At 65.0% G+C, this 13,792-nt stretch carries 16 protein-coding genes; 5 read left to right on the top strand and 11 right to left on the bottom strand.

Annotated features, from left to right (window positions below):
• A partial coding sequence (locus RMQ73_RS12030; protein ID WP_310498496.1) for a helicase-related protein occupies nt 1–1,330 on the top strand: 1,330 nt, incomplete at its 5' end.
• 15 nt (nt 1,331–1,345) lie between these two features.
• Here the strand turns inward: RMQ73_RS12030 and RMQ73_RS12025 are convergent.
• From RMQ73_RS12025 to RMQ73_RS12015, 3 genes are all read right to left on the bottom strand, one after another.
• Complete coding sequence (locus RMQ73_RS12025; protein WP_310498494.1) at nt 1,346–1,732, bottom strand: type II toxin-antitoxin system VapC family toxin; 387 nt, start codon at nt 1,730–1,732, stop codon at nt 1,346–1,348.
• Nucleotides 1,729–1,962 (bottom strand): type II toxin-antitoxin system prevent-host-death family antitoxin, encoded by a 234-nt coding sequence (locus RMQ73_RS12020; RefSeq protein WP_310498493.1) that lies wholly within the window; start codon nt 1,960–1,962, stop codon nt 1,729–1,731. Before RMQ73_RS12020 ends, RMQ73_RS12025 begins: the two co-directional genes overlap by 4 nt.
• A 78-nt stretch (nt 1,963–2,040) precedes the next feature.
• Entirely contained in the window at nt 2,041–2,352 is a 312-nt protein-coding gene (locus RMQ73_RS12015) for a hypothetical protein (RefSeq protein ID WP_310498492.1), read from the bottom strand.
• A 119-nt stretch (nt 2,353–2,471) separates the two neighbouring features.
• Between RMQ73_RS12015 and RMQ73_RS12010 the strand changes: the two genes are divergently transcribed.
• Complete coding sequence (locus RMQ73_RS12010) at nt 2,472–3,068, top strand: sterol desaturase family protein (protein WP_310498490.1); 597 nt, start codon at nt 2,472–2,474, stop codon at nt 3,066–3,068.
• Nucleotides 3,069–3,146: 78 nt separating this feature from the next.
• Here RMQ73_RS12010 and RMQ73_RS12005 read toward each other — a convergent pair whose 3' ends face one another.
• Nucleotides 3,147–4,079 carry a phytoene/squalene synthase family protein gene (locus tag RMQ73_RS12005; protein ID WP_310498489.1) on the bottom strand — a complete coding sequence of 311 codons (933 nt, stop codon included), beginning with the start codon at nt 4,077–4,079 and terminating at the stop codon, nt 3,147–3,149.
• Nucleotides 4,080–4,122: 43 nt separating this feature from the next.
• Nucleotides 4,123–5,289, bottom strand: coding sequence for a lycopene beta-cyclase CrtY (gene crtY, locus RMQ73_RS12000; protein WP_310498488.1), 1,167 nt, complete (start codon nt 5,287–5,289; stop codon nt 4,123–4,125).
• Between the two features lie 152 nt (nt 5,290–5,441).
• Here crtY and RMQ73_RS11995 point away from each other — a divergent pair, with 152 nt between their 5' ends.
• Nucleotides 5,442–6,830 (top strand): cytochrome P450, encoded by a 1,389-nt coding sequence (locus tag RMQ73_RS11995; protein WP_310498487.1) that lies wholly within the window; start codon nt 5,442–5,444, stop codon nt 6,828–6,830.
• Entirely contained in the window at nt 6,830–7,843 is a 1,014-nt protein-coding gene (locus RMQ73_RS11990) for an alpha/beta hydrolase (protein WP_310498486.1), read from the top strand. Before RMQ73_RS11995 ends, RMQ73_RS11990 begins: the two co-directional genes overlap by 1 nt.
• On the opposite strand, the gene RMQ73_RS11985 is transcribed toward RMQ73_RS11990, so the two are convergent.
• Nucleotides 7,818–8,576 carry a hypothetical protein gene (locus RMQ73_RS11985; RefSeq protein ID WP_310498485.1) on the bottom strand — a complete coding sequence of 253 codons (759 nt, stop codon included), beginning with the start codon at nt 8,574–8,576 and terminating at the stop codon, nt 7,818–7,820. The genes RMQ73_RS11990 and RMQ73_RS11985 overlap by 26 nt on opposite strands.
• Before the next feature lie 195 nt (nt 8,577–8,771).
• On the opposite strand from RMQ73_RS11985, the gene RMQ73_RS11980 reads away from it, so the two are divergent.
• Nucleotides 8,772–9,794: a sigma-54 dependent transcriptional regulator gene (locus RMQ73_RS11980; protein WP_310498484.1), complete on the top strand. Its 1,023-nt coding sequence runs from the start codon at nt 8,772–8,774 to the stop codon at nt 9,792–9,794.
• A gap of 14 nt (nt 9,795–9,808) precedes the next feature.
• On the opposite strand, the gene fliD is transcribed toward RMQ73_RS11980, so the two are convergent.
• From fliD to RMQ73_RS11955, 5 genes are all read right to left on the bottom strand, one after another.
• Nucleotides 9,809–11,212, bottom strand: a complete 1,404-nt coding sequence (gene fliD / locus RMQ73_RS11975) for a flagellar filament capping protein FliD (protein ID WP_310498483.1) — start codon at nt 11,210–11,212, stop codon at nt 9,809–9,811.
• Nucleotides 11,213–11,218: 6 nt separating this feature from the next.
• Nucleotides 11,219–12,331 (bottom strand): EscU/YscU/HrcU family type III secretion system export apparatus switch protein, encoded by a 1,113-nt coding sequence (locus RMQ73_RS11970; protein ID WP_310498482.1) that lies wholly within the window; start codon nt 12,329–12,331, stop codon nt 11,219–11,221.
• 10 nt (nt 12,332–12,341) lie between these two features.
• Entirely contained in the window at nt 12,342–13,064 is a 723-nt protein-coding gene (locus RMQ73_RS11965) for a flagellar biosynthetic protein FliR (protein WP_310498481.1), read from the bottom strand.
• Nucleotides 13,061–13,342, bottom strand: a complete 282-nt coding sequence (locus RMQ73_RS11960) for a flagellar biosynthetic protein FliQ (RefSeq protein WP_310498480.1) — start codon at nt 13,340–13,342, stop codon at nt 13,061–13,063. The genes RMQ73_RS11965 and RMQ73_RS11960 overlap by 4 nt, the downstream gene beginning before the upstream one ends.
• Nucleotides 13,342–13,792 (bottom strand): flagellar biosynthetic protein FliP (locus RMQ73_RS11955; RefSeq protein WP_310498479.1); only part of this gene is annotated, 451 nt, incomplete at its 5' end. The genes RMQ73_RS11955 and RMQ73_RS11960, both read right to left, overlap by 1 nt.

The following is a 13,792-nucleotide window of genomic DNA, read 5'->3' as shown; positions in this document are numbered from 1 at the left end:
CAAGGCCGAGCTCAAGGAGCGGCTGGACTGGATGATCGCCAACGGCAAGCTGCTGGAAGCCCAGCGGCTGGAACAGCGCACCACCTTCGACGTCGAGATGATCGAGGCCACCGGCTCCTGCGCCGGCATCGAGAACTATAGCCGCTACCTCACCGGCCGCCGGCCGGGCGAGCCGCCGCCGACGTTCTTTGAATACATCCCCGACAACGCCCTGCTGTTCATCGACGAGAGCCACCAGACGGTGCCGCAGATCGGGGCCATGTACCGCGGCGACTACCGACGCAAATTCACCCTGGCCGAGTACGGCTTCCGCCTGCCCTCCTGCCTCGACAACCGCCCGCTGAAGTTCGAGGAGTGGGACGCCATGCGGCCGGACAGCGTCTTCGTCTCGGCCACCCCCGGCCCCTGGGAGATGGACCGCACCGGCGGCGTGTTCACCGAACAGGTTATCCGCCCCACCGGGCTTGTCGATCCGCCAGTGTTCATTCACCCCGTCGAGGACCAGGTCGAGGATCTGATCAAGGAGGCCAAGCAGGTCGCCGCCGCCGGATACCGCACGCTGGTGACGACGCTGACCAAGCGCATGGCCGAGGATCTGACCGAATTCCTGCACGAAGCGGGCCTGCGCGTGCGATACATGCACAGCGATGTCGAAACGCTGGAACGCATCGAATTGATCCGCGATTTGCGGCTGGGCGTTTATGACGTGCTGGTCGGCATCAACCTGCTGCGCGAGGGGCTGGATATTCCCGAATGCGGGCTGGTGGCGATATTGGACGCCGACAAGGACGGGTTCCTGCGGTCCGAAACCAGCCTGGTGCAGACCATCGGCCGCGCGGCACGCAATGTCGAAGGGCGCGTCATCCTGTATGCCGACCGCATCACCGGCAGCATGGAACGCGCCATGCGCGAAACCGACCGCCGCCGCGACCGGCAAGAGGCGTACAACCGCGAACACGGCATCACGCCGATCAGCATCAAGCGCAACATTTCCGATGTGCTGGCCGATGTGTCGATGAAGGACGGGTTGCTGGTCGATACCGGCGACGACGACACGCCGCATCTGGTTGGCCATAACCTGAAAGCCTATATCGCCGATCTCGAAAAGCAGATGCAGACGGCGGCCGCCGATCTGGAATTCGAAACCGCCGCCGCCATCCGCGACCAGATCCGCCGGCTGGAAATGGACGAACTCGGCATCCCCGACGGCGACCGCGCGGCACCGGTCAAGGGCCGCAGCATGGGCGGCGCACCGGGGACACGCACAACGCGGTTCGAGAAGATGAAGAAAAAGGGGTTTACGGCGAAGCGGAGTGGGGGTGGGCGGTGATCGGGCTTGGCGCGCCTACCACAGCCGCTTGACGGCAAACCCGTCGAAAATCACTTCATTCGAAACAAGCGTCAAATCATCGGCTTGCGACTGGGCGATGAGCAGCCGGTCAAACGGGTCCTTGTGCGCAATATTCATCTCGCCAGCGCGCCTGGCGTGTTGGACCGTGATTGGCAGTTCGCCGAACCCCTGTGCGGCAATGATGGTTTCGAATCCCTCGGCCAAAAGTGCCGCATCCGGCATCTTGCCGATACGGTATTTGGTCGCGACTTCCATGGCTGATGCCGCGCTGACGAACACTGCATTGCTCTCGTCGGCAATGGCTTCGTGTGCCGGCCGGCTCAAGGCCGCATGGCCGGCCAGCCACCAGATCAGGGCATGGGTGTCGAGCAGGAGTCTCAAGACAGGCTCCACGCACCCTGTTCATCATCGGGCAGGGGCTCGTCGAAACGGCTATCAATGGAAATCCGGCCCTTGAGCGCGCCAAAGCACCGCTGGCCGCGAGGGGCCACAGGTACGAGCCGCACCACCGGCGTGCTGCCACGAGCGATGACGACGTCCCCACCGGCCAGCGCATCGGCAATGAGCCGGGACAGGTTGGTCTTGGCATCATGAACAGTGAATTGTGCCATGTCAGCCTCCTTAGCCAAGTATATAGCCAACCACGATCGGCCTGACAAGGATCAGTGACAAGGCACCAGCAGAGCCAATCAGATTGCGCAGCCGATGCCGGCGCGGAGGAATTCTGCGACCAGGCCGGGGTCCTTGTCGTCGGACAGTTTGCGGGCGATTTCGCCGATTCGCATGCGGGACAGGCGTTCGGTGGAAATGTTGCTGAGTTCCTGCAGGCGCCGCAATTGGCCGACGGACAGGCGGTCGCCGAGCCGGTCGCCCATGCAGCGGGCCTGACGTTCGGAGACACCCAGATCGACAAGGTTGCGGGTGATGCGCTGTGACGGGCTGGTGCAGGCGGCGAGCGCCAGGAACGGCAGCAACAAAAGGGCGGTGCGGGCAGATTTCACGGGCGCGGCTTCCTTGTTCACGAACCTGAGCCGGCACCTTGCCGGCGTCGGCATGCCGCGACAAGCTGCGGCATCATCCACCGTGCATATTGGCGCGCGGCTGGCTATAGAATGAGCCTATGTCGACAGATCTCGCCGCCCGTTATCCGATGCTCGCCCCGATGTTTGCCGATATCGGCTGGATCGAGGGCATTGTCATTGCGCTGCTCGTGGTGGGCGTGATGGAAGTGGTCGCGATCGTCAGCCACAAATATGTGATGCACGGGTTCCTGTGGAGCCTGCACAAATCGCACCATGAACCGCGCACCGGGCGGTTCGAGAAGAACGACTGGTTCGGGGTGGCCGGCGCCATTCCCTCGATGGTCCTGCTGCTCATCGGCACGCATTTCGGGTTGCACATGTTCACGGCCATTGGTGCCGGGATCACGGCCTATGGCGCCATCTATTTCTTTTTGCATGACATATTGGTGCACCGCCGCATCAAGCACAGCTGGAACCCGCAATTTCCCTATCTCAAGCGCGTCGTGCAGGCGCACCGGCTGCATCATGTCGTGGAGACCAAGGAAGGCGCTGTGTCGTTCGGGTTCATCTATGCGCCGCCGATTCGCGCGCTCAAGGCACAGCTTACGTCCGATGGTCGCGGCCGCATCCGCGCCTCGGCCAAGATGAAAGCCGAAATGGGCATGATCGACAACGCGGAGCACTGGGCGCGTTAGCGACCGGAAACAAAGGCTTGCGCGCTAGCGACCGGCAACAAAGGCCTGCGCGTTAGCGACAAGCTTCAACCCGGCCTTTCAGTCCGGCATGGTCCACAGGCCGGTCCGTGCCGGCCCCGGCATCGGCCAGCGTGACCCGCGCAGCAGCGTGTCGCCAAGGGCCCCGCTGACGGCAGCCAGTTTCTGCGCCCGCGTGGTGGAAACCCGGTTCTCCAGCCCGGCTTCGCCCAGATCGCGGACCTTGCGGCCGATGCCGCCATAGATGCGCGCCGCCGCATGGACGGCCCAGGCCGCCCGCCACGGCAAAGCCGACGTGCCGAAGCGCGATGATGCCTCATATTCCTCGGCGGCAAATACCAGCCGCGCCACCAGCCGCGCCAGTTGCCGGCGGTTGGCGGGAAACGCAAACGTCGCCGGCGCAAGCCCGACCGACGCCAGCCAGTCATCCGGGATATAGCGCCGGCTGTTCATCGCATCTTCGATGACGTCGCGGGCGATGTTGTTGAGCTGGAACGACATGCCAAGGTCGCAGGCACGGTCGAGCACGGCGCGGTCATCGGGCTTCACGCCCATGACGATCGCCATCATCACGCCGACACAGCCAGCGACATGATAGCAATAGGACAGCGTGTCGTCGAAGGTCAGGAACGGGCGTTCCTCCATGTCGATGCGAAAGCCGTGCACCAGATCGCGCGGGTAGCACGCGGGCATGTCGGTTTCCTCGACCACCCGTGCGAGCGCGGCATAGGCGGGATCGCCTTCGGGATGGCCGGCCAGCGCGCGTTCCGTGAGATACACCACCTCGGCCAGACGTTCGGCCGGCGGCCGCGTGTCGTCATTGCGGCCCTGCCCCAGCACCTGGCCGTCGATCACATCATCGGTGTGACGGCACCAGGCATACAGCAGCATCGCCCGGTCGCGGGTCTGCGGTTCGAACAACTGGGCGGCGAGCGCGAAGCTTTTGGAGCCGCGGGCAATGGCCTTTTTGGCGTTGGCGAGAACATCGGTCACAAATGCGTGATGCCGGACACGGCACGCTGCGGCAAGTCGCGATTCAGCGCCCGCGCACCATATAATTCAACAAGGTGCCCAGCGCCCGCATCGGCGGGATCGGCGGACGGCCGGAAAACACCTTCAACCAGTCGCCGATATTGTTGTCGGCAGCGTACAGCCGCCCGACCAGCGCATCGGGATGCTCGTAAAAACGTTCAAGGATCGTGCGGCGTTCCTCGTCCTGCGCCGCAAGGAACAACATGCGATTGAGCACACGGTAGATGCCGCGCCCGTTCCACACCCGCTCACTTTCGGTGCGCACGGCGGCATAGACGCTGGCTGCATCAAGGCTGGGCAGGCTGGCGACCAGATCGGCCATGCGCACGGCATCGGGAAAACTATAGCCGGTGACCGGGTTGAACATGCCCGCTGCCAGGCCGACGCGCGGGACGCCGGGCTGGCCTTCGTCCCAGAACGCCTTGATGTCGCCGCCGATGCCCATCGGCAGGATACCGGCTTCCTCGCGCACGATGCGCCTGATGGTCCAGCCCTGCGACACGGCATAGTCGGCGATGTGCTGGCGCAGCAATTCGGGCGCCATATCCTTGCCGTCGGAAAAATACGTGTCCTCGATCAGGACATGGCGCGGGCCGAAGGGCAGCGTGTAGACGAAGCGATAGCCGTCAGACTGCGGCACGGTCGCGTCCATGATGATCGGGCCATCAAGGCCGTGATCCTGCGCAAGTTCCACCTCCTGCCCCAGAAACTTCTGCCAGCGCAGGTCCAGCGCCTTGGTCGGCGCCTGGCCGCGGCCATCGATGACGACGCCCGCCGTCAACACGCGCTGGTCAGCCAATGTGACACTGGTGGCATCAAGCGCGGCCACCGGCATCGACGTCATGATATGGCCGGCAGGCATGGCGGCATGCAGCGCGGCGGCGAGTTTCTCCGACGTGGTGCTGCCATAGCCGACATCGAGGCGGCGGCTCTGGCGGGGGAACCGCACCGAATAATTGTCCCAGCGATAGGCGAACAGCTCATGCGTCCAGCGCCGCTGTTCGTCGTTGATGTCCAGCCCGAAGGACGACCAGGTGTGATTGCCGCCCAGCACCGGCCCGGATTCGATGATCGACACCCGCACATCGGGGCGGGTTTGCGCCAGACGCAGGGCAATCAGGCCATTGGCCAGCCCGCCGCCGGCAAGGATGATGTCGAAATCAGGGGTCACCGCACTTTCATACGGCGGCGCGCAGCCATGGGGAAGCCCGGCACGCAACGCCGCGTCGTTTCGGCGCCGTTACCGGCAAGGCCTTGCACCGCCTCATTGCCCAATGCCGGCAATTTGCGTATCACGTCTCCGCATTCCGGAGAAAACCAGCCATGAACGCCCCAGCAGGCCCTCGCGATTTCATTCCCGCCGACCTGCCCGAACCCCGGTTCGAGGATCTGGCCCATCTGCCCGGCATGATGCCGGCGCGTTCGACGATGTGGAGGACCATCCAGTTCCTGAAAAACCCGCTGGGCCGCTCGCGCGCCATGGTCGAACAATATGGGCGGGTGTTTCGCCGCCAGGATTTCGGCGGCTGGGGCGTGTCGATGATCGGCCCCGAGGCCAATGAACTGGTGATGTTCAACAAGGACCGCATCTTCAGCTCGGAACTCGGCTGGAACCCGGTGCTGGAACTGCTGTTCCCGCGCGGGCTGATGTTGATGGATTTCGATGAACATCGCATCCACCGCAAGACGCTGTCGGTCGCCTTCAAGACCGAGCCGATGAAGATCTATTTCGATGCGCTCCAGACCGGCATCGCCAAAGGAATCGCGCCATGGCCCAGCGCAGGCACGTTCAAATTCTATCCGACCATCAAGGCGTTGACGCTCGATCTGGCTGCCGCGTCATTCCTTGGCGTGCCATGGGGGCCGGAAGCCGACAAGATCAACAAGGCCTTTGTCGACATGGTGCAGGCCGCGACCGGCGTGGTGCGCAAGCCGTTGCCGTTCACTGCCATGAAGCGCGGCGTCGATGGCCGCAAATATCTGTGCGGCTATTTCGGCAAGGAAATTCCGGGGCGCCGGGGCGCGGCCGGCGATGACATCTTCACCCAGGTCTGCAACGCGCGCGATGAAAATGGCGCGCTTTTGAGCGACCAAGACATCATCGACCACATGAACTTCCTGATGATGGCGGCGCATGACACGACGACATCGTCGATTTCCTCGATGGTCTATCTGCTGGGCGCCAACCCCGAGTGGCAGGACAAGCTGCGCGCCGAAATCGCTGCGGTGAAGGCGCAAACCGGCGGGCCGCTGACCTATGAAACGCTGGGCAAGCTGGAAACCATGGAAATGGTCTTCAAGGAGGCGCTGCGGTTGATTTCGCCTGTGCCGTCGATGCCGCGCCGCGCGCTCAGGGACTTCGTGTTCATGAACCACCATATCCCGGCAGGATCGCATGTCGGCATCAACCCGATGATCACCCACCGCCTGCCCGACATCTGGCCCGACCCGGAACGGTTCGACCCGACGCGGTTCACGGCGGAAAACAGCCGGGGCCGGCACAAATATGCCTGGGTGCCGTTCGGCGGCGGCCAGCACATGTGCCTGGGCCTGCATTTTGCCTATATGCAGGTAAAGGCGTTCTTTTTTGCACTTCTGGCCGAGCATCGCATCGTGCTGGATACGCCAGCAGTGAGCGTCGAGCTGGACTTCCAGATGTTCCCGATTCCCAAGCCCAAGAACGGCCTGCCGATCCGGATCGAGCGTATCTGATGGCTGCCAGACTGGGGAAATGGCCGCGCCGGCTGGCGACGGCGCTCGGCCTGCTGTTCGTCACCATCGCGATACTGCTGGGGCTGCTGCGCACACCCGACATTTCGGTGGCAAACCTGCGCGCCAAATATGGCAGCCCGGCCTCGCAATATCTGGCGCTGGTGCCCGGCAGCCCGATTCACCTGCGCGATGAAGGGCCAAGGACGGGCTTTCCGGTCGTGCTGCTACATGGCTCCAACGCTTCGCTGCACACCTGGGAGCCCTGGGTAAAGACACTGACCGCCAAGGGTTACCGCGTCATCACGCTGGATTTCCCCGGCCATGGCCTGTCCGGCCCGGTGCCATCGCGTGATTACAGCGCGGCGTCCTATGTCGATGTCTTGGAAAAGGCAGTGGCGCACCTCGGGCTCCGGCGCTTTGCACTGGGCGGCAATTCGATGGGCGGCGGCGTGTCATGGCTGTATGCCCATCGCCATCCCGACCAGATCGCCGGGCTGATTCTGGTGGATTCGTCCGGCCAGCCGGCGCCAAAGGGTCAGGATCTGCCGCTGGGTTTCCGCATTGCGCGCATGCCGGGCATTCGCAGCCTCGGCGAGATCATCACGCCGCGCGCCATGATGGAACGATCATTGAAGCAGTCGGTCAGCGTGCAGGAAAGCGCGACCCCCGCAGTCGTTGACCGCTATTGGGAACTGCTGCGCTATCCGGGCAATCGCCGTGCCACCATCGACCGGTTCACGGGTTATGCAGGCACGCCGCGCGAAACCGCCGATGCGCCGCTGGCCATGCCCGCCGCCGTCATCTGGGGGGCGGAAGATAGACTGATCCCGGTGAGCAGCGCCGTCTGGTTTGCACAGCGGTTGCCGAACAGCCGCGTCACCGTGCTAGGCAAGGTGGGCCATATCCCGATGGAGGAGGCCCCCGAGCGCAGCCTCGTGCCGGTGCTGACGCTGCTCGAACAGGTCAGCGCAGTTGAAAAGCCGACCATCAGCGCAGCTGAAAAGTCGAATTGAACCGGCGCAGATAGGCCAGCATAGCATCGGACGCGACGGGCGAGAGACTGATGTAGGTCCGGCGCGCATCGGATGGGTCGGTGCGGCGTCCCAGCATGCCGGCTTCGGACAGACTGCGGATCCAGCGCAGAGCCGTAGTTGTCGGCACCGCAGCTGCGATGCACAGGCTGCTGACCGGTACGTTGGTGCCCTCCAACTGCGCGGCGATCAGATCCAGCAGCATGTCCCAAGCCGGATCGGCGAAGATTTCGCCCGGGAAATGCCGGTCGCGGTCGCGGCGAAGACGGATCATTCGCCGCACCAGCGGCGCACCGATGGCCGCGTCTGCCACAGGATTGTCAGCCTCGCTGGCCAATTGTGCCAGTGCCGCGGCAATGCGCGCCGCCTCGGCCGACAGTGCCGAGATATGCTGCGCCGCCCCGGAAAAATCGGCGACACCTGGCGCGGCGAAGCCCGTCAGCCGGGCAGCGATTTCGCCAAGCACATCGGCGGCGTCCTCGGGAAAGACAAAGGCGTCGGCAAAGTCGGCCAGTTCCGGGTCCATCACATCATCGTCGCGCGCCGCAACCACAACCGGCACCGCCAGCCGTTCAACCTCGGCGCGGGTGATGGCGGCGCTGCCATCCGCCGGCAACAGCAGGAGATCGGCATCGATGTTGCCGGGCCAACCCGGCCCGGCCGGCACTTGCTGCCAGCCGGGGCCAGCGGACGGCCAGCCTTCAACAAACGACACTATGCGACATACTGTTCGATCGCCGCCGTAATGGAGGTGATCGCCGCGAATCATGGAGATATGAGCAGTCATTTCGGTTTCACCCGCGCTAAACCAGAAAATGACCCTGCTGTACTGTCGTCTATCTTGGGTCGATGAACAATAGCGTATGTGCGAGTATTTCGTTAACGTACGTTAAACTTTTGCCGAGGGCTTATGTCTCAGTACAAGAAGCATGATGGCCCTCAACTCGCCGTCTTGATTGGAGGCAGTCTTGCGTTGCGGACGATCCGCAGCGAAATCGAAAAGATCGCGGATGCCGATGCATCGGTGCTGATCACCGGGCCATCGGGCACCGGCAAGGACGTGGTGGCGCAGTTGCTGCACCAGCAGTCGCGGCGGGCGACGCGGCCGTTCGTGGCGCTGAATTGCGCCGCAGTCGCCAACGACCTGCTCGAAAGCGAGATGTTCGGCCATGAAGTCGGCGCCTTTACCGGCGCGGTCAAGGCGCGGGCCGGCCGGTTCGAGGCCGCGCATGGCGGCACGCTGTTTCTGGACGAAGTGGGCGACATGCCGCTGGCGATGCAGGCCAAGCTGCTGCGCGCGCTGGAAACGCGGGTCGTGGAACGGGTTGGCGGCATGCTGCCGATCATGGTCGATGTGCGGCTGCTGGCGGCGACCAGTGTCGATCTGCATGGCGCCATCGACCGGGGCGTGTTTCGTGCCGACCTGATGTACCGCCTCGATGTCATACACATCCATATGCCGCCGCTGTGCGAACGCTGCGAAGATGTGCCGCTGCTGGTGGAGCATTTCGCCGGGCGCCATGCCGGCCAGGCGCTGCGCTTTACCAGCGCGGCGATGGATGCGCTGATGGGGCAGCCATGGCCCGGCAATGTCCGTGAGCTGAAGAATTTCGTCGACCGCGCCCAGGCCCATCACCCCGGCGAGATACTGGGCAAGGAAACACTGGTCCATTTGTTGCGCCCGGCTGGCGGAGGCAAGCCACCGGCACCCCGGTTCGAGCCGCCGGAACAGGTCACTACCGGCGCGGCACTGATGGACGCCAATGGCGTTGACCTCAAGCGCATCCTTGCCGATCTCGAATGCGCCTATATCAATGCTGCCCTGGCCCGGTCGGGCGGCACAGTTGCAGCGACTGCCAAGCTGCTCGGCCTGCAACGCACGACGCTTATCGAAAAGATGCGCCGCTTTCAGATTCAGGTCGGCGCAGCTTAGGGACGGGCCTGATTTCAATTGTTGTCGCTGGTCCAGAACGCGATCTGTTGATCAAGCTGGCTGCCGACCGCTTTGCTGGCAGCCACCGCTGCATCCATCGCTGCAAACTGGCGCACCAGCGTCAGCCGATAGGTGGTAAGCCGGGCCTCGGCCTTGGCGATTTCGCCTGTCACTGTCGTGCGCCGCCGCGTGATGCCATCCACCGCCGTGGACACCTGCGCCGCGATGGATTGCAGCCGCAGCGGCTGGCCGACCGTTGCCGGTCCGGATACATGGCGCAGCAACGCCTCGGCATCGCCCTGCCGTTCCGGCGGCAGCGCCGCCAGCCGGGCCGCGTTGAAGCTGATATCGCCTTCGCGGGTAATCGACACACCCAGGTCTGCCAGGCTCAGGCCATTGGCGGCCGGAATCCGCGCCGACACCAGCCCGGTCAGCTGCTGGTCGATGCTGCGGATGCTGGTGTCACCGGCCAGCGCGCCGGCGTCGGCGCCATTGCTTGCCGATCGGCGAAAATCACGGATCAGGCCGCGCATCGCACTGAGGGTCTCGGCAAAATCCGACACGGTCGTCGACAGCTCGTTGCCGCTTCGCGCTGCGGTCACGGCCACTCCGGACGCAGGCCGAGTCAGCCGCAACCGCGCGCCGGGAATCAGATCATCAATGCTGTTGCCTGGCCGCCGTACCGGCACGCCATCCAGCATCAGTTCCGCATCGCCGGCAGATTGGGACAGGCTGAGCGCCCGCGCCCCCGGCGTATGGTTGAACCGCGCCAGATCGGTGCTGCCGGGTGCCGGTGCCGCGCTGATGACAAAGCCGTTGTCGGCGCCGTCGCTGCCGCGCAACACCAATGTGGCACTGCCCTCGCTGGACACGATGCTGGCTGTGATGCCGGCGCCGCTGGCGTTGATGGCATCGCGCAGCCCGGTCAGGCTGTTGTTGCCCGGCGTGATGGTGATGTCGATGGATGGCCGCGCCGATGCCGCAAAGCTGAAATCGCCGTCCGCCAGTTCGGTGCGCCGGCCAAAGCCGATGGTCAGCACGCCTTCACCAACCGGCGCGTCGGCCGCTGCCAATGGCGCGGCCAGCAACCGTTGGCTGGCTGCCAGCCGAGTCACCGACAGGCTATAGCTGGTGGGTAACGGCGGCCCCAGCCCGCGCCGTTCGACGCTGATGGCTGCGTCGCTGCTGGAAATGCCGACGCCAAGGCTGCCAGACCGCACGCGGCTGTCCAACGAGGTCGCGATGCCCTGCAAGGCCGATCGCACCTGGCCGAGCGCTGAAATGCGCGCGCCCAGCGTTTCGGCGCGGGTGCCAAGCTGCCTGGTGCGGCCTTCGCGTTCGGCCGCAACCAGCCCGTCGATCAATGCCCTTGTGTCGATGCCCGACCCGGCGCCCAATGTATTTGCGATACTCGCCATGGCTTCCTACAACGGCAGCGGCGCGCCGGGTTTGCGCCGCGCACCGGTTTCATCAAAATCATATTCGGCGGGCACGAACACATCGGGCACCGCCTCGTCGTCCGGCCGCTCGAAGCGCATCACAAACGCCAGGATGGTTGCGACCGCCTGGAACAGTTCCTCCTTGACCGGCTCGCCGCGCCGCGCCGACCAGAACAGGGCGCGTGCCAGGCGCGGCGTGCGCACCACCGGAATGCCCAGTTCCCGCGCCGCTGCGATCACGGCATGGGCCATGTCGAGCCGGCCTTTTTCGACCACCACTGGCGCCATGTCGCTGCCGGGAAGGTAGCGCAGCGCCACGGCAAAATGCACCGGGTTGACCACCACCACCGACGCATCGGCCAGCGTCTTTTGCATGCGGCGACCGGCGGCAGCATATTGGGCACGCTTGATCGCGGCCTTGAGTTCGGGCGCCCCGTCGTTCTCGCGTGATTCGCGCCTGACCTCGTCCTTGGACATTTTGAGTTTCTGCTCGCGCAGCACCCAGCTGATCGCGCCATCGAGCACCGCGACTGCCGCCAGCAACAGCGCCGCAACGCCGATCAGCCGCACCAACGCCGCGCCGATCAGCGGCAGGCCGGGCGCCTCAAGCCGCGCAAGCCGGGGCAGCAGCGGCAGCACCGCAAAGCCGCCCACCGCCACGACTGCCAGCAGCTTGGCAATCGCGGTGCCGGCGCCGGCGAGGCCGGTCATCGAAAACAGCCGCTTCAAACCGGCGGCGGGATTGATGCGTTCAGCCTTGGGCACCAGCCGGTCAAACGCGGCATTGCGGGTAATGGCCAGCGTGGTGGCAATCGCCATCGTTGCAATCGCAGCGGCCAGTGCCAGCGGCCACAGCAGCGGCCACGTGCCGACATGCCCGGACAGTTCCGGCGTTTGCGCCAGATCGGCGCGGCCCAGCGCACCCCCCATGAACATCAGCAGCGCCTGCCAGAATGCCGGCCCCGCCATGCTGGCCGCCAGTGCCGCAACAGCCAGCGTCACGGCGGTAGGCAGTTCCTTTGGCTGCCAGATATTGCCCTCGCGCACTGCCTGTTCGCGGCGGCGCGGGGTGGCGCTTTCGGTTTTTTCGCCGCTCATGCCGTCATGCTCATGCCACCAGCCCCAGCCCGGCATCGAGAGTGATGATCATGCCGCGCCACAGGCCGTCGAACAGCATCGGCAGCGACCAGACAAAGCCCAGCAGCAGCACCGCCGGCCCGATGGCCATCGCCGACAATTGCGGCGCAGACCGCGAGGCAATCGCCACCAGCGCATTGCCGAGCAGCAGCACGGCCACGATGGGCAGTGCCAGCCGCAAGCCCGACGCAAACATCAGCGCGCCAAAGGCCGTGACCCGCGCCAGCGTCAATTGCCCCGGCGGCAGCACCTCGCCGCCGGCCACCACCGCGCCGAACAGCTCAAGATGCGCGCCGCTGGCGAGGAACGCACCCCACATCAGCGCCCCGAACAGCCCCGACAGCGCCGTGACATTGCCGCCGGCCGGGCCGAGGCTGGCAAAGCCCAGCCCGATCATCTGCGCCACGGTTTCGCCGGCCAGCAGCGCAGCGGCAAACGCCAGCGCCACGGCCAGCCCGGCCAGCAACCCGGCCAGCGCCTCGGCGGGCAACATCTCGGGTGTCAGCGGCACGGCGCGCGGGCCGAAGGCGGTAAAGCTGGCCAGCGCCGCCGCCATCGCCAGCCGCGCCCTCCATGGCAGCGGCGCCCCGGCAAAGCTCGGCAGCACCGCCAGCATCGCCAGCGGCCGCACGCCGGCCAGCGCAAACCGCGCCATCAGCGTCATGCCGTCAAAGGCGGGCACCTCGATGATCACCGGATTGCGCCAACCATGTCGATCAGGCCATGAGTCAGGAACCCCGCCAGACTGACCATCATAGCCTCGCCGGAAATGGCCATGACCAGCACCAGCGCCGCCAGCTTCGGCAGGAACGACAGCGAGGATTCCTGGATGGAAAAGATCGTCTGCACCAACCCCACGACAATGGCGACGACGAGGATCGGCACCAGAAACATCGCGGCCTGCCCGGCAAACAGCAGCACGGCCTCACGCGCAAGGTCGCCGATCATGGCGTCATCAGGCATATCCGCCATCAGCCACCGCCAAAACTGCGGGCGAGCGCGCCCAGCACCAAGGTCCAGCCATCGACGGTAACGAACAGCGCCAGCTTGACCGGCAGCGATACAGTGGCCGGCGACACCATCATCATGCCCATCGACATCAGGATCGAAGAAACGATGAGATCGATGACCAGGAACGGCAGGTAGATGACAAAGCCAATCTGAAGCGCGGTCTTGAGCTCGCTGGAGACAAACGCCGGCAGCACCACGGTCAGCGGCACATCGGCGGGGCGCAGATAAGGCCCGCTGCCGGCGATTTCGGCAAATTTGGTCAAATCGGCGGCGCGTGTCTGCGCCAGCATGAAGCCCTTGAGCGTGTCTCCGGCCCGCGCCAGCGCGGTTTCAGCCGGCAGCGTGCCTGCCACCATCGGTGTCCATGCCTGGGCGTGGATGGCGCCGAACTGCGGCTGCATGACGAACATC

This window comes from Sandarakinorhabdus sp. (assembly GCF_031430775.1).
Classification (GTDB): Bacteria; Pseudomonadota; Alphaproteobacteria; order Sphingomonadales; family Sphingomonadaceae; genus Sandarakinorhabdus.
This window is presented reverse-complemented; position numbering and strand designations above follow the sequence as displayed.